Origin of the sequence: Bradyrhizobium sp. ma5 (assembly GCF_042258955.1) — a bacterium.
In the GTDB taxonomy this organism is placed as follows: Bacteria; Pseudomonadota; Alphaproteobacteria; order Rhizobiales; family Xanthobacteraceae; genus Bradyrhizobium.
In genome coordinates this window covers 147,532-167,480 of record NZ_CP170156.1, presented here as the reverse complement: position 1 = coordinate 167,480, position 19,949 = coordinate 147,532, and the positions used below count along the sequence as shown (strand labels likewise).

21 protein-coding genes are annotated in these 19,949 nt (G+C 63.9%); 13 read left to right on the top strand and 8 right to left on the bottom strand.

The features are described 5' to 3' along the window. Positions 1-9: 9 nt before the first annotated feature. On the bottom strand, positions 10-561 hold the full coding sequence (locus ACE103_RS00800) for a TIGR00645 family protein (RefSeq protein WP_223977632.1): 552 nt from the start codon (positions 559-561) through the stop codon (positions 10-12). Positions 562-590: 29 nt separating this feature from the next. Continuing rightward, a complete protein-coding gene (locus tag ACE103_RS00795; RefSeq protein WP_375777959.1) occupies positions 591-1,625 on the bottom strand; it encodes an aspartate-semialdehyde dehydrogenase in 1,035 nt (344 codons plus the stop codon). A 116-nt stretch (positions 1,626-1,741) separates the two neighbouring features. Between ACE103_RS00795 and ACE103_RS00790 the strand changes: the two genes are divergently transcribed. Beyond that, the gene (locus tag ACE103_RS00790; RefSeq protein ID WP_375777958.1) at positions 1,742-2,536 is read left to right on the top strand and encodes a hypothetical protein; all 795 of its coding nucleotides are present in this window, start codon (positions 1,742-1,744) and stop codon (positions 2,534-2,536) included. Positions 2,537-2,714: 178 nt separating this feature from the next. Next, positions 2,715-3,122, top strand: a complete 408-nt coding sequence (locus ACE103_RS00785; protein WP_050402523.1) for a hypothetical protein — start codon at positions 2,715-2,717, stop codon at positions 3,120-3,122. Between the two features lie 259 nt (positions 3,123-3,381). On the opposite strand, the gene leuB is transcribed toward ACE103_RS00785, so the two are convergent. Next, the gene (leuB, locus tag ACE103_RS00780) at positions 3,382-4,494 is read right to left on the bottom strand and encodes a 3-isopropylmalate dehydrogenase (RefSeq protein ID WP_223977626.1); all 1,113 of its coding nucleotides are present in this window, start codon (positions 4,492-4,494) and stop codon (positions 3,382-3,384) included. Between the two features lie 150 nt (positions 4,495-4,644). Here leuB and ACE103_RS00775 point away from each other — a divergent pair, with 150 nt between their 5' ends. Together ACE103_RS00775 and ACE103_RS00770 are read left to right on the top strand one after the other, a co-directional pair. Then, positions 4,645-5,508: an EamA family transporter gene (locus ACE103_RS00775; protein ID WP_375777957.1), complete on the top strand. Its 864-nt coding sequence runs from the start codon at positions 4,645-4,647 to the stop codon at positions 5,506-5,508. Between the two features lie 89 nt (positions 5,509-5,597). Beyond that, a complete protein-coding gene (locus tag ACE103_RS00770; protein ID WP_375777956.1) occupies positions 5,598-6,776 on the top strand; it encodes a YbfB/YjiJ family MFS transporter in 1,179 nt (392 codons plus the stop codon). Between the two features lie 130 nt (positions 6,777-6,906). Here the strand turns inward: ACE103_RS00770 and ACE103_RS00765 are convergent, their stop codons facing one another. The 3 genes from ACE103_RS00765 to ACE103_RS00755 all read right to left on the bottom strand — a co-directional run bounded on the left by ACE103_RS00765 (position 6,907) and on the right by ACE103_RS00755 (position 9,071). Beyond that, the gene (locus ACE103_RS00765; protein WP_375777955.1) at positions 6,907-7,692 is read right to left on the bottom strand and encodes a molybdopterin-binding protein; all 786 of its coding nucleotides are present in this window, start codon (positions 7,690-7,692) and stop codon (positions 6,907-6,909) included. Between the two features lie 11 nt (positions 7,693-7,703). Further along, positions 7,704-8,336: a cytochrome b/b6 domain-containing protein gene (locus ACE103_RS00760; protein WP_375777954.1), complete on the bottom strand. Its 633-nt coding sequence runs from the start codon at positions 8,334-8,336 to the stop codon at positions 7,704-7,706. Positions 8,337-8,516: 180 nt separating this feature from the next. After that, positions 8,517-9,071, bottom strand: a complete 555-nt coding sequence (locus ACE103_RS00755) for a fasciclin domain-containing protein (RefSeq protein ID WP_223977616.1) — start codon at positions 9,069-9,071, stop codon at positions 8,517-8,519. A 312-nt stretch (positions 9,072-9,383) separates the two neighbouring features. Between ACE103_RS00755 and ACE103_RS00750 the strand changes: the two genes are divergently transcribed. Next, complete coding sequence (locus ACE103_RS00750) at positions 9,384-10,784, top strand: MFS transporter (RefSeq protein ID WP_375777953.1); 1,401 nt, start codon at positions 9,384-9,386, stop codon at positions 10,782-10,784. Between the two features lie 119 nt (positions 10,785-10,903). Here ACE103_RS00750 and ACE103_RS00745 read toward each other — a convergent pair whose 3' ends face one another. After that, a complete protein-coding gene (locus ACE103_RS00745) occupies positions 10,904-11,665 on the bottom strand; it encodes an SDR family oxidoreductase (RefSeq protein WP_223971000.1) in 762 nt (253 codons plus the stop codon). Positions 11,666-11,752: 87 nt separating this feature from the next. Here ACE103_RS00745 and ACE103_RS00740 point away from each other — a divergent pair, with 87 nt between their 5' ends. The 3 genes from ACE103_RS00740 (at position 11,753) to ACE103_RS00730 (ending at position 14,346) form a co-directional block, all read left to right on the top strand. Continuing rightward, positions 11,753-13,282: a malonyl-CoA synthase gene (locus ACE103_RS00740; RefSeq protein WP_375777952.1), complete on the top strand. Its 1,530-nt coding sequence runs from the start codon at positions 11,753-11,755 to the stop codon at positions 13,280-13,282. A 12-nt stretch (positions 13,283-13,294) separates the two neighbouring features. Beyond that, positions 13,295-13,735 carry a hypothetical protein gene (locus ACE103_RS00735; protein WP_375777951.1) on the top strand — a complete coding sequence of 147 codons (441 nt, stop codon included), beginning with the start codon at positions 13,295-13,297 and terminating at the stop codon, positions 13,733-13,735. Between the two features lie 176 nt (positions 13,736-13,911). Further along, positions 13,912-14,346 (top strand): DUF3658 domain-containing protein, encoded by a 435-nt coding sequence (locus tag ACE103_RS00730; protein ID WP_223971009.1) that lies wholly within the window; start codon positions 13,912-13,914, stop codon positions 14,344-14,346. Between the two features lie 9 nt (positions 14,347-14,355). Here ACE103_RS00730 and ACE103_RS00725 read toward each other — a convergent pair whose 3' ends face one another. Continuing rightward, positions 14,356-15,216, bottom strand: coding sequence for a sulfite exporter TauE/SafE family protein (locus tag ACE103_RS00725; protein WP_223972487.1), 861 nt, complete (start codon positions 15,214-15,216; stop codon positions 14,356-14,358). Positions 15,217-15,357: 141 nt separating this feature from the next. Here ACE103_RS00725 and ACE103_RS00720 point away from each other — a divergent pair, with 141 nt between their 5' ends. From ACE103_RS00720 to ACE103_RS00700, 5 genes are all read left to right on the top strand, one after another. Beyond that, positions 15,358-16,278, top strand: coding sequence for a LysR family transcriptional regulator (locus ACE103_RS00720; RefSeq protein ID WP_375777950.1), 921 nt, complete (start codon positions 15,358-15,360; stop codon positions 16,276-16,278). A 228-nt stretch (positions 16,279-16,506) separates the two neighbouring features. Beyond that, entirely contained in the window at positions 16,507-16,905 is a 399-nt protein-coding gene (gene sdhC / locus ACE103_RS00715) for a succinate dehydrogenase, cytochrome b556 subunit (protein WP_050402512.1), read from the top strand. 14 nt (positions 16,906-16,919) lie between these two features. Continuing rightward, positions 16,920-17,294 (top strand): succinate dehydrogenase, hydrophobic membrane anchor protein, encoded by a 375-nt coding sequence (gene sdhD / locus ACE103_RS00710; RefSeq protein ID WP_223972489.1) that lies wholly within the window; start codon positions 16,920-16,922, stop codon positions 17,292-17,294. Positions 17,295-17,297: 3 nt separating this feature from the next. Further along, positions 17,298-19,139: a succinate dehydrogenase flavoprotein subunit gene (gene sdhA / locus ACE103_RS00705; protein WP_223971013.1), complete on the top strand. Its 1,842-nt coding sequence runs from the start codon at positions 17,298-17,300 to the stop codon at positions 19,137-19,139. 18 nt (positions 19,140-19,157) lie between these two features. Further along, positions 19,158-19,943 (top strand): succinate dehydrogenase iron-sulfur subunit, encoded by a 786-nt coding sequence (locus ACE103_RS00700; RefSeq protein ID WP_050402509.1) that lies wholly within the window; start codon positions 19,158-19,160, stop codon positions 19,941-19,943. The last annotated feature ends 6 nt before the right edge of the window (positions 19,944-19,949 follow it).

Here is a 19,949-nt window from a genome sequence, read left to right as displayed (position 1 = left end):
CAGCATCAGCTACTCATCACCGTGATAGCCGCCCCAGCGATCCGAGAGCGCGAGCAACAGCGCTGAGATCACGAACACCAGGTGCACGGCGACGAGCCAGGTCATCCGCGTCGCGTCGAACGCGGCATCGATGTTCAGGAACGCTTCCAGCACGTGGATCGCGGAGATCGCGACGATCGACGCCAGCAGCTTCTGCTTCAGCCCAGCAAAATCGATCTTGGTGATCCAGATCGGCCAGTTCGGATTGCCCGACGTGTCGATGCGGGAAACGAAGTTCTCGTAGCCCGAAAAGACCACGATCAGAATGAGATTGGCGACCAGCGTGACGTCGATCAGCGCCAGCGCATCGAGGATGACTTCCGTCGATTTGTAGCCGGCCGCATGCAGGACGAACTCCCAGAGCATGCGCACGAATTTCAGCAGCAGCACGGCAAGCGCCACCACCAGGCCGACATAGAACGGCGCCATCAGCCAGCGGCTGTTGAACAGCACATATTCGAAGCCGCGCATGATGCGCGGCGTCGGGGGACTCGACGGGACGGGAGCTGACTGTTCCGACATGGTTGCGCGCCCCCCGTTGGTCCCCGCCTTTAGGCCGCTTTCTTCTTCGCGGTGATCAGCTTGCGGTTGATCAGGACTTCCGCGATCTGGATCGCGTTCAGCGCGGCACCCTTGCGCAGATTGTCCGACACGCACCAGAACGAAAGGCCGTTCTCCACGGTCGCATCCTCGCGGATGCGGCTGATATAGGTCGCGTCCTCGCCAGCCGCCTCATACGGCGTGACGTAGCCGCCGGGCTCGTGCTTGTCGATCACGAGGCAGCCCGGCGCATTGCGCAGGATGTTGCGGGCCTCGTCCGCCGTGATCGGGTCGGCGAACTCGACGTTCACGGCCTCGGAGTGACTGACGAAGACCGGCACGCGCACGCAGGTCGCGGTCAGCTTTATCTTGGGATCAAGGATCTTCTTGGTCTCCGCCATCATCTTCCACTCTTCCTTGGTGTAGCCGTCTTCCATGAAGACGTCGATCTGCGGAATGATGTTGAAGGCGATGCGCTTCGGAAACTTCTTATTGATCAGCTCGTCATTGGTGTAGACGGCCTTGGTCTGCGAGAACAGCTCGTCCATCGCATCCTTGCCGGCGCCCGACACTGATTGATAGGTCGCGACCACGACGCGCGTGATCGTCGCCTTGTCGTGCAGCGGCTTGAGCGCCACGACGAGCTGCGCGGTCGAGCAGTTCGGGTTGGCTATGATGTTCTTCTTGGTGAAGCCGGCGGCCGCATCCGCATTCACCTCCGGCACGATCAGCGGCACGTCGGGGTCCATGCGCCAGGCCGAGGAATTGTCGATCACGACCGCGCCGGCGGCGCCGATCCTGGGCGACCATTCCTTGGAAACCGAACCGCCGGCCGACATCAGGCAGATGTCGACGTCCGAGAAGTCATAGTGCTCGAGCGCCTTCACCTTCAGGGTGCGGTCGCCATAGGAGACCTCGACGCCGACGCTGCGGCGCGAGGCCAGCACGACGACCTCGTCGGCGGGGAATTTGCGCTCGTCGAGAATGTTGAGCATTTCGCGCCCGACATTGCCGGTCGCTCCGACCACCGCGACTTTGTAACCCATCGTTCACTCTCCGACGAAAAATGCCCGTTCCCCCGTAACTCAAGGAAAGGGAAGAGGCAGCGCTTCTATGCGAGAAACCCCGTCAAGACAACGTTGCGTAGCTTTTGAGCGTTTTGATGCGTTTATTTCGGGCCGATCCGGCCGCTCCCCATCATACGAGGAATCCGTCAGCGCTGACGAGCTTCGTCGACGAGGTCTACGCCACGCTCTCCCGGCTGTTCGCCTATGTCGCCGTGCTCGCGCTGTTCGCCGCCCTCGGCACCTATCTATGGAAGCAACTGCCCGACGCAACGGCGATGGCGGCACCCACTGCCGCAGGCTGGAGCGTCGGTAGCCGCTTAGGACCAGCCTTCGCCGTCAGCAAGCTCGATCCGCGAGATAAAACAGAGACTTATGAAATCCTTCGGCATCCCGAGGGCGGTCGCAAGGACGTCTTCCATTGGACCGATGCCAATGGCGCGCCGGCCACCGAGCTGGAAATCTACCGCCCCGGCGGCGAGGTCATGGGGCCCGCGGTCACCGAGATTGCCGGGCGGCTCGACCCGGGGGGTGTCCGCGAGCTCGAGGCCGCCGGCATCGTCGACAGCAAGTTCGGCAGCGTCACCCTGCTGCGCCCCGCACGTCAGGACGGCAGCCGCACCTGCCTCGGCTTCGTCAAGCAGGCCGACGCGCCCGATCTGCGCATCTCCGGCTGGACCTGCCAGGGCGCCAGCCTGCCGGCCCAGCGGGCCGCGATCATCTGCATGCTGAACCGGCTGACCCTGCTGGCCGCGGGCAACGACCTGCGGCTCGCCGCGCTATTCGCGCATGCCGAGCTGCGGCGCACCGACTGCGTTACCTCCGGCCCGCCCGCTCTGTCGGCCGACTGGGTGATGGGCAGCGAGAACCCGCTTCTGCGCGGCGCGCTTTAGTGGCGAGACCGTGGCAAGGCACTGGTTTTCATGAAACTTTTGCGCTTGGACACGCATTATCTCTGATGGTGTGGCGCAATTGACCTAGTGACGCCCCACCCTCCATGGCTACAATGTGTTCCGAGTGATTTTGGCTGATGCGCCAGCCCCCGATGGGGGCCGTAATGACGAGGATGCGATGACCTTGAAATTCCCTGCCGCGAACAAGCTCGTGGTGTTGCTTGCCGCGGCTGCCGTCACCGCAACCGCGTTTGGCATGACCGCGGCCAGCGCGCAGCAGACCCCGAGCAAGCGCAAGCAGCAAGAGCAGTATGACCGTGACGGCCGCCGCTACTACGGCGCGCAGGGTCCGAACCGGGTCTATCAGCAGGGTCCGCGCACCCGCGTTTACGTCACCACGCGCTCGTGGCTCGACGCCGGCACCGAAGTGCTGCCGGGCGACCGCAAGTTCAACGACTACGCATACCCGCCGGACGTCGGCTATCCGTCGTTCGCACGCGAGAACAACAACCGTCCGATCGACCGCCAGCCGCTCAGCCCGCCGGCCGACCTCGGCGGCTATCCGCGGAATTTCCCGCTGTACTGAGAATTTCGGCTGATAGCCGACATGAATATGCCCGGCTTCGGCCGGGCATTTTTGTTTTGGCTCAGAGCGTAAGGCGAGCACGCATTCGCTTTGCCCATCCTAATGACATCCAACATCCTGTGTCGTCCCGGCGAAGGCCGGGACCCATAACCACCGCCGTTGGTTATGACGCTCGTCCGCCAGTCGCTTCAGATTGAGAAGCCGCGGCGTATGGGTCCCGGCCTTCGCCGGGACGACGTCGTTGTTGTTGTCGCGACTTTTACGCGTGCAGCTTCTGCAATTCGCTCAAGATCGCCTCGCCCATCTGCGCCGTGCTGACGGACGTGGTGCCTGCCGACTTGATGTCGGCGGTGCGCAATCCGCTGGCGAGCACCGCCGCGATCGCGGCATCGACCTTGTCGGCGAGATCGCCCATGCCGAAGGAATAGCGCAGCGCCATGCCGAACGAGGCGATCATCGCGATCGGATTGGCGAGGCCCCGGCCGGCGATATCCGGCGCCGAGCCGTGCACCGGCTCATACAATGCCTTGCGCTCCTTGGTCTTGGCGTCCTCCTTGCCGAGCGACGCCGACGGCAGCAGGCCGAGCGACCCGGTGAGCATCGCCGCGATGTCGGACAGCATGTCGCCGAACAGATTGTCGGTCACGATGACGTCGAACTGCTTCGGTGTCTTGACGAGGTTCATGCCGCCGGAATCGGCGAGCTGATGCTCGAGCGTGACGTCCTTGTATTCGCGCGCATGGACCTGGGTCATGACCTCGTTCCAGAGCACGCCCGACTTCATGACGTTGCGCTTTTCCATCGACGTCACCTTGTTCTTGCGCTTGCGCGCCAGCTCGAAGGCGACGCGGCCGATTCGCTCGATCTCGAAGGTGTCGTAGACCTGGGTGTCGACAGCGCGCTTCTGGCCGTTGCCGATATCGGTGATGGTCTTCGGCTCGCCGAAATAGACGCCGCCGGTGAGCTCGCGCACGATCATGATGTCGAGGCCCTCGACCACCTCGCGCTTGAGGCTCGAGGCATCGGCCAGCGCCGGATAGCACACCGCCGGACGCAGGTTGGCGAACAGCTCGAGATCCTTGCGCAGCCGCAGCAGGCCGGCCTCGGGACGCACCTCGTAGGGAACCGAGTCCCACTTGGGACCGCCGACCGCACCGAAGATGACGGCGTCGGCCGCGGTGGCCTTGGCCATGTCGCCTTCGGAGATCGACACCTTGTGTGCGTCATAGGCCGAGCCGCCGACCAGGCCCTGCTCGGTCTCGAATTTCGCGATGCCCTGCGCATTCAGCCAGTCGATCAGGCGCTGTACCTCGGCCATCACTTCGGGGCCGATGCCGTCGCCGGGGAGAAGCAGCAGTTTATGGGTCGCCATGGTCGTTACCTCGCTCAATCGGGCATGCCCGCCATCATTCCGCGCGAGTGCTAAAACGCCCCGCACCGATTGGCAAGGCACCCCGGACAGGGCCAAAATGACCCGCAAAGAGCCAACCGCGCCCCAAAAGAAGCCAACAAGACGGACCTCATGACCGCAGCCATTATCTACGCCTTCGCCTCGGCCATTTTCCTCGGCGCCGGCGTCGTGCTGGCGCAGCTTGGCCTGCGCACCGTCGAGCCGCTGTCGGGCGCCGCGATCAGCGTGCCGTCCTTTACCCTGCTGTTCCTGGTGCTGTCGCCGCTGATCCTGCATGGCGAGCCGGTGGTCTGGCGCGGCCTGCCGATCTTCATGGCGATCGGCCTGTTCTTCCCGGCCTCGCTGACGCTCCTGACCTTCGCCTCGAACCGGGCGCTAGGACCTGTGATCACCTCGACATTGGGCAATCTGGCGCCGCTGCTTGCGGTCGCCGCCGCCGTGGTGCTGCTGCACGAGCCGCTCGCGCCGCAACAGCTGATCGGCCTCGTCGTCGCGGTGGCCGGTGCCGCGATCATTACCGTGACCCGGCCCCGCGACCTCGGTCATTGGCGAAGCTGGGCCCTGCTGCTGCCGCTTGCCAGCGCGCTGGTGCGCGGCATCGTGCCGCCGATTGCCAAGCTCGGGCTGGCGATCTGGCCGAGCCCGCTGTGGGCCTGCCTGGTTGGCTACATCATGTCCTCGCTGGTGGTGCTGACGGTGCAACGCGTCCGCAAGGGCAGCTTCATGGTGCACGCGCCGCGTGACGGCCGGTTCTGGTTTTCATTGACCGGGATCAGCAACGGGCTCAGCGCGCTCAGCCTGTTCGCCGCGGTCCGCAACGGCCCGATCACGCTGGTGGCGCCGCTCGCAGCGATCTACCCGCTGGTGACCGTGACGATGAGCGCTGTCATGCTCAAGCATGTCGAGATCACCGCGCGGATCGTCGCCGGAACCCTGCTGACCGTGATCGGCGTTGCGCTGGTCCTGATCGCCTGATTGCCCGATACGCAAGACAGTGTTGCTGCCCGTGGCGCTGGGCAGGACCGGCGCGGCCTGCCACAATGGCCGTGTTGCCGGAGTGAATTGTGAGAGCCCCCTCCCCATCCTACCCGCATCCCGCGCGGCTGATCCTTATTTTGTCGCTCGCACCGACGGTCGGTCTCGGCATCGGCCGTTTCGCCTATTCGCTGGTGCTGCCCGACATGCGCGACTCGCTGGCCTGGTCCTATTCGGCCGCTGGCTTCATGAACACGATCAATGCTGCCGGCTACCTGGTCGGGGCGCTGTTCGCCTCGCGCCTGATCCAGCGCTTCGGGCTCGCCGCATCGGTGCGCTGGTCGACGGTGGCTTGCGCGCTGTCGCTGGCGCTGTGCGCCCTCTCCGGCAATTTCGCCGTGCTGAGCTTTGCCCGCCTGCTGGTCGGATTCGCCGCCGCGATCGGCTTCGTCGGCGGCGGCGCGCTCGCAGCAACGATCGCGCAATCACGGCCGGAGCGCGCCAACTTCCTGCTCAGCCTGTTCTATGCCGGACCGGGTGTCGGCATCCTGGCATCCGGCCTGATCGCGCCGTTCGTGCTCCAGGGTTTCGGCGCCGGCTCATGGTGGATCGTGTGGTGGGCGATGACCCTGCTCTCCGCGATCATGACGGTGCCGTTGCTGCTGGCGCCCTTGCACGCCAATACTGCCGCCGGCGGCATCGTGCGGACCAAATTCGCTGTGATGCCGGTCCTGATCTACCTCGCCGCCTATTTCCTGTTCGGCGCCGGCTACATCGCCTACATGACCTTCATGATCGCCTATGTCCGCGACGGCGGCGGCGGCGCGGGTGCACAGAGCGCGTTCTGGAGCCTGATCGGCGTCAGTGCATTCGTGACGCCATGGGTCTGGCGACGGGTTTTGGCGCTCGACCGCGGCGGGCTCGCCACCACCATCATCCTCGGCGTCAATGCACTTGGCGCGGCTCTCCCGATCTTCGGGCATTCGCCGCTGCTGCTCGCGATCTCGGCGCTGGTGTTCGGCGTCGCGTTCTTCGCCGTGGTCGGCTCGACCACCGCCTTCGTGCGTCTCAACTACCCGCCGGAAGCCTGGCCGACCGCGATTGCAGCGATGACCATCGCCTTCGGCATCGGCCAGACGCTCGGGCCGATCGTCGTCGGCGCGATCACCGACGCGGTCGGCAGCCTGTCATTTGCGCTGAATGTCTCGGCCGCGATGCTGGCGTTGGGGGCCGTGCTGTCGGCGTTTCAGAGGAAGGTCGGGCCGTAATCCTCCGTCGTCCCGGCGAAGGCCGGGACCCATAACCATCAATGATCGTTATGGAGGGAAGCCTCTCCCCGCTTGCCCATTACTTCGGCCGCGGAGTATGGGTCCCGGCCTTCGCCGGGACGACAATGAGTCAACTTCCGCTGAACGAGTTGTAGCCCTGGTCTTCCCAATAGCCGCCCTTGTAGTCGTTGGTGACTTCCATCGAGAGCACGTATTTCGGGTTCTTGAAGCCGAGCTTGGTCGGCACCCTTATCTTCATCGGGAAGCCGTAGGCGCGCGGCAGGATCGCGTCGCCGAATTTGAAGGTCATCTGGGTCTGCGGATGCAGCGCGGTGCGCATGTCCAAGGGTGAATTGTACCCGTCCTTGTCGGCGCACTGGAACCAGACATATTTGGCACGCGTGTCGGCGCCGACGAGCTTGAGGAAATCGCGCAAGGGCGTGCCGGTCCAGCTGCCGATCGCGCTCCAGCCTTCGACGCAGATGTGGCGCGTCACCTGCTTGACCTGCGGCAGCTTGTACAATTCGTCGAGCGTCCACGACTTCTTGTTCTCGACCAGCCCGCGTACCTCGAGCTTCCAGTCCGCGCCTGCGATGTCAGGCGCATCGTCGAGATCGTAATAGGCATTGAACGGAAACGGCTTGGTGATCATGCTCTCCGGGAAGGTCGGCGCCAGCGCATCCGGATTGAACATCCAGGCCTGCACCGCGTCGTTGAACTTCGAGACCTTCTTCAGCAATTCCTCCGCCGACGACGAATCGACCACGTCGCAGCCCGTCAGCAGCGTCAGCGCCCCGAGGCTGGTGCCGGCGGTGATGAAACGGCGGCGCGTCAGTTCTGGCATCGTCTTCACTGCATCGCGGACGAGCAGCTTCTTGTCGACACCGGGGATCAGGAGTTTTCTGAGACGACCCATCACACCCTCCCTCAGCGCCCGATGATCATGGCGCGCAGGCTCTTTGGCACCAACAGCGCGAGCGCGACATGGATCACCAGGAAGGCGACGATCAGCGCCATGCAGGTGAAGTGGACATAACGGGCGATGTCGTAGCCGCCGAACAGCGAGACCAGCCAATGCAACTGCACCGGCTTCCACATCGACAGGCCGGACAGCACGATGACGACGCCGACGGTGATGATGCCGGTGTAGAGCAGCTTCTGCACCGAATTGTACTTGCTGAGATCGTCGTGCGAGAGCTTGAAGGTCAGCGCCGCCTTGGTATCGGCAATCACGCCGCCAGGGGTGATCGGCAGCAGCTTCTTGCGGAAGCGGCCGGTGGCGAAGCCGAGCGCCAGATAGATCAGGCCGTTGACCATCAACAGCCACATCGCGGCGAAGTGCCAGAGCAGCGCCCCGCCGAGCCAGCCACCGAGCGTGATGTTCCGCGAGAAGGTGAAGCCAAACAGCGGCGAGGCGTTGTAGATCTGCCAGCCGGACATGATCATCAGGAGCATCGCGAACGCGTTGATCCAGTGCACCATCCGCACCCAGACCGGCTGGATCACCTTCGCGGGCGCCGCGGTCTCTGCCTGGTGGTCGCTGACGGCAAGGCTCGTCATGGAATGTCTCTGCTTGTGGTCGTTACCGGCTTATACGCCGGGAACCGGCGTTCCGTTACGGGGTCGCGCATCATCAGTTCGACATACGCCACTTCATCTGGTCACAAAAATGCGAGCCGGGGCGAGGCTCCGGCTCGCTATTTCGTAAGGCGTTCAGGGACTAAATCGGGCCGCCGGGCGTTAGGTCGCCGGCATCAGCACGGTGTCGACCACATGGATGACGCCGTTCGACTGGTTGACGTTGGAGATCGTCACCATCGAGGTGCCGCCCTTGGCATCGACGATCCAGACCTTGCCGTCCTGCTTCTTGACGGTCAGTTCCTCGCCCTCGGCGGTCTTCAGCTTCTTGCCGTCGGTGAGATCGGAGGCTTCGAGCTTGCCGGGCACCACATGGTAGGTGAGGATCTTGGTCAGCGTCGCCTTGTTCTCGGGCTTGACCAGATTGTCGACGGTTCCGGCCGGCAGCTTGCCGAACGCGGCGTTGGTCGGCGCGAACACCGTGAACGGGCCCTTGCCTTCCAGCGTGTCGACCAGGCCGGCGGCCTTCACCGCGGCGACCAGGGTGGTGTGATCCTTCGAATTGACGGCATTCTGGATGATGTTCTTGGACGGGAACATCGCGGCGCCGCCGACCATCACGGTCTTTTCCTCGGCGCGGACCGGCGCCACGACGGTGGCAGTGATCGCGAGCGCGCTGAAGGCAGCGGCGGCAAGATAGGCAATACGCTTCGACATGTTTCGTCTCCCGATGGGTAATTCGGCCGGCTCGGTCTCTGCCGGCGATGAAGGGGCAACAACGGCGCGTGTTGATTGTGTGCGTCGTCGTTGGCCTGAGCTACGGGAGGTTTCCTGGCCGGTTTCCGGAAATAACTCTTTGTGATTCCTGAAACCGGTTGGTGCGCGCTCCGTACATGTCGCGCCTCGCATTCCATTCAACGGAATGGACGGGTGCGCCGCCGCGAGCAATTCGCTTGCTGCCATGGTGCGATTGGTTCAGCCTGAGATTGCGGTGCAGCTTCGCCGCGGGCAGTCGTGGGGATGCCAATCATGAGCAGCATTACGGCGGATGGGCGCGCCGCGCCTGCGGTCACCGATACCGGCAGCGATGTCGGCCCGCTCGAGCAGAAGCACCTGCAATACGCCAACTACCGCGCCGTCGCCGGCAGCACCGAGCTCACGAAAACCCATTGGCACATCGCCACCGCCAATGCGCTCGGCTGGGGCTTCGACGGCATGGACGGCGTGATCTTCGCGCTGATCTCGCCGATGGTGATCAAGGAATTCCAGCTGAGCTTGCCGGAATACCGCTCCGGCATGCAGATCGCGCTGTTCGTCGGCATCGCCGGCCTCTATTTCTGGCCGTGGCTCGCCGACCGCTACGGCCGCCGCACGCTGCTTGCGGTCAACATCGCGCTGTTCTCGCTCTTGATGCCGGTCGCGGCGCTGTCGCCGACCTTCACGGTGTTCGTGATCGCGCGCTCGCTGTTGTTCTTTGCACTGAACGGCGAATGGTCGCTCGGCTCGATGCTGGTGGCGGAGACCTGGCCGGCCCGGCTGCGCGGCCGCGTCATCAGCATCACCCGCTCGGCCTGGTGCATCGGCGCCACGCTCGCCGGCGCGATCACCGGGCTCGTGGCTGCCAATTTCGGCTGGCGCATCGCCGTCATGGTGCCCGGCGTGATCGCGCTGCTCGCGATCTATATCCGCTCCACCTGCCCGGAATCGCCCTATTGGGTGCGGTCGCAGGATCGCAAGCGGCGCATCTCCGAGACGCTGGCGCGCGGCGGCACCGTCAACAGCGAGGACAGCGCCTGGTTCGGCAAGGCCAAGTCGGTCGGCATCCGCCAGGTGTTCTTGCCCGATGTGCTGCCTTCGACATTGGTCGCGCTGTTCGTGGCCTGCGCCTCGACCTGCATCTACGGCACGGTCGGCGCCTGGATGCCGCTCTATCTCTCGACCGAAAAGCATTGGTCGACCGCCGAATACAGCCTGTTCTACGTGTTCTACGGCCTGTGCGGCTTCGTTGGCCTGTGCCTGGTCGGCTGGCTGATCGACAAGATCGGCCGCCGCCGCACCTTCATTATCACCTTGATCGAGGGCGCGATCTTCATGACGCTCTGGGTCTATTCCGAGGACCGCGCGTTGCTGTGGACCTTCGGGCTGCTCTGGTGTCTCGGCTTCCTCGGCTTCTGGGGCCCGAGCACGACGCTGACGGCGGAAATCTTCCCGACCCGGATCCGCGGCGCCGCCAACGGCGTGGTCTGGGCGATCGCCTATTTCGTCGGCTTCGTGCTGTTCCCCTTCGTCTCGATCGCGCTCCAGCAGCACACCGGCTCGTTCGCGCTGTCGTTCCTCTGCATCCCCGTGCTGATGATCGCGATGGCAATCGGCGTGTACCTGTTCGTGCCGGAGCATTCCGGCAAGGAGCTGAACGAGATCAGCGAGTGATATTCGTAGGGTGGGTTAGGCGAAGGCGTAACCCACCACTTCTCCCGTCGTTGCGCGAAGGGTGGGTTACGCTTCGCTAACCCACCCTACGTTTTTGTAAGCGCGGAAGGACCCGCGGCCTAATCCCGGTTCGCCGGGGTCTGAATAAATCCGCGATTATGCGTCGGGCTGATCAGGATCTCGTTCATGCAGACCCGCGCCGGCATGCTGGCGACGAAAGCGATGGTGCGGCCGCAATCCTCGGGCTGCAGCATTTTGGCCTGCTCGGCTTCGCTCGGCACCACCGGTCGCTGCTTCAGGATCGGGGTTGCGACCTCGCCCGGCGACAGGCAGCAGGCGCGCAGGCCGTTGACGCATTCGTCCATGTTGAAGGAATGGGTCAGCGCCAGCACCGCGTGCTTGGTCGTGGTGTAGGCCGGGCCCGGCATCTTCGAGACGTGACGGCCCGCCCAGGAGGCGACGTTGATGATGCAGCCGTCCTGCTGCTTGCGCATCGTCGGCAGTACCGCGCGCATGCAATAGAGCACGCCGTTGAGGTTGACCTCGACCAGCTTGTCCCAGCCTTCCAGTTCCATGTCGGCCCAGCTGCGCTTCGGCACATTGATGCCGGCGCTGTTGACCAGGAGGTCGATGCGGCCGTGCTTGCCGACGATCGTCTCGGCGGCCTTGTTGACGTCGGCCTTGTTGCTGACATCGAGCGGGATCGCCTCGGCCTTGCCGCCCTTCTTCGTGATATTGGCCACCACGCGGTCGAGCTCTTCCTTGCGGCGGCCGGAGATCACCACCGTCCAGCCGTCCGCAGCCAGGAATTCCGCCCCGGATTCACCGATTCCGGTGCCGCCGCCGGTGACCCAGGCCACGCGTTTCCCATTATTTGTCATGCAAACTGTCTCCGTTGCTTTCCGAAGGGCGTTTTTGCTAATCCAACCGGACTCTTACCGGCGCTTTCGCCCCTCAGGGGATGTTGCATGAACACGACCACCAACGCCAACCTGTTTTCCCGCCTGTTCGACGGCCTCGACGACCCCAATCGGCTCGCGATCGAGCAGCTCGACGGCAGCCGCATCTCCTACGGCGATTTGATCGCACGCGCGGGCCAGATGGCGAACGTGCTGGTGGAGCGCGGCGTCAAGCCGGGCGACCGCGTCGCGGCACAGACCGAGAAGTCGGTCGCGGCCCTCGTGCTCTATCTCGCCACCGTGCGCGCCGGCGGCGTCTATCTGCCGCTCAACACCGCCTATACGCTGAACGAGCTCGAATACTTCATCACGGACGCCGAGCCGTCGCTGGTGGTCTGCGATCCCTCCAAGCTGGAGGGCATCAAGCCGATCGCCGCCAAGGTGGGCGCCAAGGTCGAGACGCTTGATCCCAGTGGCAAGGGCTCGCTGACCGAGGCGGCCGACATGGCGCCGAAGGAATTTGCTACCGTGCCGCGCGGCAATGACGACCTCGCCGCGATCCTCTACACCTCGGGCACCACCGGCCGCTCCAAGGGCGCGATGCTGTCGCACGACAATCTGGCGTCGAACTCCTATTCGCTGGTCGACTACTGGCGCTTCACCGACAAGGACGTGCTGATCCACGCGCTGCCGATCTATCACACCCACGGCCTGTTCGTGGCGAGCAACGTGACGCTGTTCTCGCGCGCCTCGATGATCTTCCTGCCGAAGTTCGATCCGGACGCGATCCTGAAGCTGATGGCCCGCGCCACCGTGATGATGGGCGTGCCGACCTTCTACACCCGCCTGTTGCAGAACCCCGGCCTCAACAAGGACGCCACCAAGCACATGCGGCTGTTCATCTCGGGCTCCGCGCCGTTGCTCGCCGACACCCATCGCGAATGGTCGGCGCGGACCGGACATGCCGTGCTCGAACGCTACGGCATGACCGAAACCAACATGAACACGAGCAACCCCTATGACGGCGACCGCGTGCCCGGCGCGGTCGGCTTCGCGCTGCCCGGCGTCTCGGTGCGGGTCACCGATCCCGAGAACGGCAAGGAGCTTGCGCGCGAGACCATCGGCATGATCGAGGTCAAGGGCCCGAACGTGTTTAGGGGTTACTGGCGGATGCCGGAGAAGACCAAGGCCGAATTCCGCGACGACGGCTTCTTCATCACCGGCGATCTCGGCAAGATCGACGGCAAGGGTTATGTCCACATCCTCGGCCGCGGCAAAGATCTGGTGATCTCCGGCGGCTTCAACGTCTACCCGAAAGAGATCGAGAGCGAGATCGACGCCATGCCCGGCGTGATCGAATCCGCCGTGATCGGCGTGCCGCATGCCGATTTCGGCGAAGGTGTCACCGCCGTCCTCGTCTGCAGCAAGGGCGCCGACATCAGCGAGGCCTCGGTGCTGAAGGCACTCGACGGGCGGCTGGCCAAATTCAAGATGCCCAAGCGCGTGTTTGTCGTCGACGAACTGCCGCGCAATGCGATGGGCAAGGTGCAGAAGAATATTTTGCGCGATACGTACAAGGATATCTACGCGAAGGGTTGAGGCAAAACGACCATGAAGCGGGAGCAGGCGGACCGGATCAACGATCACTTGCTCGATGCTTGGGAAGCGATGGACAAGGCAAGATTAGCCATCGCAGGTCTAGCCAAGGTCGAGCGGCTCAAATTCGACGGCCTGCTTCGCGAAATCGTCTTCGACTTGCAGGACAAGCTGCTGTTGCAGATTTGGGAACAATATCCCGAGCTGATGCCGACGGACGTTGACCAGTTGCCGCCCGAGATCTGCAGCGAGCTTACGTGGAGCGATGTGAGCCTTCCGTCATCGGTGACCGAAGGCCAACTGGACGAAATCATCCTCTCGCTCCTGAAATCGCGATGGCAAAAGACGACGGTTCTTCTGACCAATGCCGGAAAGCGCTGCGAGGAACTCGGCTTGCCCATCAGTCACGAGGTAATCTCGCTCGACTGCGGGCACTTTCAGATTCCGATCGTATAGAAGGCGTCGGCGATCTTCGAGTATGGGGTCGCAGCGAAGTCCGATTGAAGGACTAGTTTCGTAGCCCGAAGGATATTCGCAAAGCATAGTCACGGGGCCTTTGGATGGATCGAGAGCGGGCGGTCGAACTAAAGAAGCATCTCCAGAACGTGGGCCGAGCACTCGAGCGTACGGTCATGGCCACGAAGGGAATCGACAAGACCGAGTGCGACGCCTTGCTGGGGCATCTGACCAAGGCCGTCGCAATCGTATACGGGAAACTGTACGACATTTATGCCGAGCATCCAGAGCTGGAGCCGCGCCCCAAACGCCCACGGATCAGCAGCAAGATCACTTGGGATGAAGTTTCGCCAAACCTGTCCGTATCGGTCAGCAAACTCGACCAGATCATCTTCTCTGTCATGGAGCCAAGATGGCGGAAGATGATGCTGATCGTGGGTCAGGCCTTTTTGAATTGCACGGACATCGGGCTGGTGATCAACAGCGAAACGATCGCTGCACGGATTCAGGCATTGGCAAGTGCTGGCCACTTTGAGAGCCAGGGCGACCTGCGGTACTGGGGCAATAGCATGATCCGATTGAAGGTCCCGCCTGCAGGCCAGCTGTCGTAGCCTTCCCGGCTAATGCCCGCCCAACAGACTGATCACGAACCGTCCGCCGACGATGAAGAGGTAGGCCCCGAACGCCACCTCCAGCGCGCGCTTCGACAGCGCGTGGGCGACCTTGACGCCGAGCGGCGCGGTGACCAGCGTGGTTGGCATCACCAGCAGCGCGCCGATCAGCGAGACATAGCCGAGCGCGAACGGCAGTTGCAGCGCGGCGACGTCGGGAAAGCGCGCGGCGGCGGGCCAGCCGGCATAGACATAGCCGAGCGCGCCGGGGATCGAGATCAGCACTGCGAGGGCGGACGACGTCGCGACGGCCTGATGGATCGGCCGGCCGTAGAAGGTCATCAGCAAATTGGCGAACAGGCCGCCGCCGATCCCCATCAGCGTCGACAGCAGGCCGACGAAGAAGCCATAGACGCGCATCAGAAAACCTTTCGGCACGTCGTCGCCGAACTTCCAGCTTTCGCGCGCCAACAGCAGCCGCGCCGCCGCCGACCACGCCACCACGACGAACACGATCTTGAACAGCCGCTCAGGCGCGAAGCGCGCGGTGACGCTGCCGGCGGCAACGCCGATCACGATCGGGAGCCACCAACGCTTCAGGATCTCCATGTCGACCGCGCCGCGGCGATAGTGGGCACGGAACGAGCTCAGCGAGGTCGGGATGATGATCGCGAGCGAGGTGCCGATGCACAGCGGCATCCGCACCTCGAGCGGCACGCCGGCGAGACGAAAGCATTCGTAGAATACCGGCACCAGGATCGCGCCGCCGCCGATGCCGAACAGGCCGGCGAGAAAGCCGGACAGCGCGCCGACAGCGATCAGCAGCAGCGCAAGCTCGAGCAATTCCTTGGGATCGAGGCCGGCCATCATGTCCTTCGCACGGTGGTTGGCGCCGCACGCAGGCATTGGCGCCGTCTTGAGACTATTCGCGGAGAGCAATAGCCCCTTTTGGGATTCGGGAGTATCCATGCAGTTGAGCGGGCTCTCTTGCAAAATGCGGAAGGATCGGGCTTGGACCAGCTTGCGGCGATGGCGGCCTTTGTCCGCGCGGTCGAGACCGGCAGCCTCTCGGCGGCGGCGCGGTCGCTGCCGAGCTCGCTGACCTCGGTCAGCCGCCAGATCAGCGCGCTTGAGGAGCGTTTCGGCACCCGCCTGCTGCTGCGCACCACCCGTCAGCTCGCGCTAACCGATGACGGCCGCATCTTCTACGAGCGTGCGAAATCCGTTCTTGGCGAGGTCAGGGAAATCGAGGCGGCGCTGGCACGCGATCCGCATCAACCATCGGGCCGGATCCGCGTCAGCTCGCCGAGCCTGATCGGGCGGCTCGTCATCGCGCCGTTGCTGGTGGAATTTCTGCGCCGCTATCCGGCACTCTCCGTCGACTTGCTGTTGATCGACCGCGCCGTCGATATGGTTGAGGAGGATATCCATCTGGCTATTCGCATCGGGCGCCTGCGGGATTCGCAGCTCATCGCGCGCAAGCTCACCGATCTGCAGATGATCGTGTGCGCTTCACCGGACTATTTGGCCAAGCGCGGTGAGCCGCGGACGCCGGGCGAACTTTCGGCGCATGACTGCCTGGTGTTTTCTGATTCGCCTGGGAGCGCGGAGTGGCGCTTCGCCGACGGCACCAAGACGGGTCGCAAATTCCGCATATCCGGTCGGCTCTGGATGAATAGCCTCGAGGCGCTGGTCGCTGCAGCGCGGGAAGGCGCGGGCATCGTCCGCGTGCCGTCGTGGCAGGTGCAGACCGATCTTGCGGACGGTCGCCTGCAGCGGCTGCTGATCGATCATGAGCCGGCTCCGACGCCGCTGCATCTGATGCTTCAGCCGTCACGCCTCGCATCGCCTAAGATCAGGGCATTCGTCGATTTTCTGGTGGAACAATGGGGCAAAATCGACGCCTTCCGGATCCCGTCCGTGGGCTGCTAAACGCGCCGGCCGATCCTACGGATTTAGATTCAGTTCTTGGTTCACTCGACCTTGCATCTGGTATACCACACTGCGGATCAACCAGAATTCGGCAACTCTAACAATGAACTTCGGTTCGACCGAAGGCTATTTGGCCGTTGCGCGGGCTGATCCGACTCCGTAAATAGAACTCCTCTACCGCGTTCCCCGATGGGCCGGCCGCGGTCCCTCACACCATAAAGCCCGCCGATGACCGCCAGGATCGAACGACCGCTTTCACCCCATTTGCAGACCTACCGGTGGACGCTGACGATGGCGCTGTCCATCGTCCACCGCGCCACAGGTGTGGCACTCTATTTCGGCACCCTGCTGCTCGCCTGGTGGCTGATCGCCGCCGCCTCCGGCCCGACCGCCTATGCCAATGTCCAGGCCTTCACAGGCAGTGCGATCGGCAAGCTGATCGTGTTCGGCTACACATGGGCGCTGATGCACCATCTGTGCAGCGGCATCCGGCATTTCGTCTGGGACCTCGGCTACGGCTTCAAGGCCAATGAGCGCGAAGCGCTGACCTGGGGCGCATTGGTCGCCGGCATCGCGCTGACCGTGCTGGTCTGGATCATTGCCTATGCGGTTGGAGGTGGACGATGAGCGGCCGCTCTTCGATGCGCACGCCGCTTGAACGCGTCCGCGGCCTCGGCTCGGCACATACCGGCACGAGCGATTTCTGGCGCCAGCGCCTCACCGCGGTTGCGATGACGCTGCTGATCGTTCCCGTGATCGTCGTGGTGATCATGCTGATCGGCCGCAATCATGCCGGCGCGGCGCAGATGCTCGGCTCGATCCCGATCGCCATCATCCTGCTGCTCTTCATCGTTGCCAGCACCTGGCACATGAAGATCGGCATGCAGGTCGTGTTCGAAGACTACATCCATAACGAGAAGCTGAAGATCGCCTGCGTGATGGCGAACAACTTCTTCTGCGTCGCGGTCGCATTGGCCTCGATCTACGCAATCCTCAAATTGTCGTCGGGAGTATAACCCATGGCCGGTGAAGGAAACGGCAAGGCCACCAACGGCAGTGGTCCGGCCACCAATGGCAAGGCCTATCCGATCCAGGACCACACCTACGACGTCGTCGTGGTCGGCGCCGGCGGCGCGGGCCTGCGCGCCGTGGTCGGCTGCTCGGAAGCCGGCCTGCGCACCGCCTGCATCACCAAGGTGTTCCCGACCCGCTCGCACACCGTTGCGGCGCAGGGCGGCATCTCGGCCTCGCTCGGCAACATGCATCCCGACGACTGGCGCTGGCACATGTACGACACCGTGAAGGGGTCGGACTGGCTCGGCGACCAGGACGCGATCGAGTACATGGTGCGCAACGCGCCCGACGCGGTCTACGAACTCGAGCATTGGGGCGTGCCGTTCTCGCGCACCGAGGACGGCAAGATCTATCAGCGTCCGTTCGGCGGCATGACCCTGGACTACGGCAAGGGCCAGGCGCAGCGCACCTGCGCCGCCGCCGACCGCACCGGCCACGCCATGCTGCACACGATGTATGGCCAGTCGCTGCGCCACTCGGCCGAATTCTTCATCGAGTTCTTCGCCATCGACCTGATCATGGACGACCAGGGCGTCTGCCGCGGCGTGATCGCGCTCAAGCTCGACGACGGCACGCTGCATCGCTTCCGCGCCCAGACCACGATCCTGGCGACCGGCGGCTATGGCCGCGCCTATGCGTCCTGCACCTCGGCACACACCTGCACCGGCGACGGCGGCGGCATGGTGCTGCGCGCGGGCCTGCCGCTGCAGGACATGGAGTTCGTCCAGTTCCATCCGACCGGCATCTACGGCTCGGGCTGTCTCGTCACCGAAGGCGCCCGCGGCGAAGGCGGCTATCTCGTCAACTCAGAAGGCGAGCGCTTCATGGAGCGCTATGCGCCGTCGGCCAAGGATCTCGCCTCGCGCGACGTCGTCTCGCGCGCGATGACGATCGAGATCCGCGAAGGCCGCGGCGTCGGCAAGAAGAAGGATCACATCTTCCTGCACCTCGATCACCTCGATCCGAAGGTGCTGCATGAGCGGCTGCCGGGCATCTCCGAATCGGCGAAGATCTTCGCCAATGTCGACGTCACCCGCGAGCCGATCCCGATCGTGCCGACCGTGCACTACAACATGGGCGGCATCGCCACCAACTATCACGCCGAGGTGCTGACCAAGCGCAACGGCGACGACAATTCGGTGGTGCCGGGCCTGATGGCGATCGGCGAAGCCGCCTGTGTCTCGGTGCATGGCGCCAACCGCCTCGGCTCCAACTCGCTGATCGACCTCGTGGTGTTCGGCCGCGCCGCCGCGCTGCGCCTTGCCGACAAGCTGACGGCGAACGCCAAGCAGCCGGAGCTGCCGAAGGATTCGTCCGACCTCGCGCTCGGCCGGCTCGATCACTTCCGCCACGCCTCCGGCGGCACGCCGACCGCGAAGCTGCGCGACAGCATGCAGCATGTGATGCAGAACAATTGCGCGGTGTTCCGCACCGGCGACGTGCTGCATGAAGGCCAGAACCTGATCCACAAGGTCTATGGCGGCGTCGGCGACATCTCGGTGTCGGACCGCTCGCTGGTGTGGAATTCCGACCTGATCGAGACGCTGGAATTCGACAATCTGATCGTGCAGGCGATCGTGACGATGGATTCGGCGGCGAACCGCACCGAAAGCCGCGGCGCGCATGCGCGCGAAGACTTCTCGGCCCGCGACGACAAGAACTGGATGAAGCATACGCTGACCTGGATCGATCCGGCCGGCAAGACCGCGATCGATTATCGTCCCGTCCACGACTACACGATGACCAATGATGTGCAGTACATCCCGCCGAAGGCGCGGGTCTACTGAGAACGAAGGCGAGCAAGCATGGTTGAATTCGCACTTCCGAAGAATTCGAAGATTTCCGGCGGCAAGACCTGGCCGAAGCCGGCCGGCGCCACCGAAACGCGTGAATTTCGGGTCTATCGCTGGAACCCGGACGACGGCAAGAATCCGAGCGTCGACACCTATTACGTCGACACCCATGATTGCGGTCCGATGGTGCTGGACGGCCTCATCTGGATCAAGAACCACATCGATCCGACGCTGACCTTCCGCCGCTCCTGCCGCGAAGGCGTCTGCGGCTCCTGCGCGATGAACATCGACGGCCAGAACACGCTGGCCTGCACCAAGTCGATGCACGACGTCGGCGCCGGCGGCGCGGTGAAGGTCAATCCGCTGCCGCACCAGCCGGTGGTGAAGGACCTCGTGCCCGACCTCACCAACTTCTACGCCCAGTATGCCTCGATCGAGCCGTGGCTGAAGACCACCACGCCGACCCCGCAGAAGGAGTGGAGGCAGAGCCACGAGGACCGCGAGAAGCTCGACGGCCTCTACGAGTGCATCCTGTGCGCCTGCTGCTCGACCTCGTGCCCGAGCTACTGGTGGAACAGCGAGCGCTTCCTCGGCCCCGCCGCGCTGCTGCAGGCGACGCGCTGGGTCACCGATTCCCGCGATGAAGCGACCGGCGAGCGGCTCGACAATCTCGAGGATCCGTTCCGCCTCTATCGCTGCCACACCATCATGAACTGCGCCAAGGCGTGCCCGAAGGGCCTCAATCCCTCGGAGGCGATCGCCGAGCTCAAGTTCAAGATGGTCGAGCGCCAGATCTGATCCGAC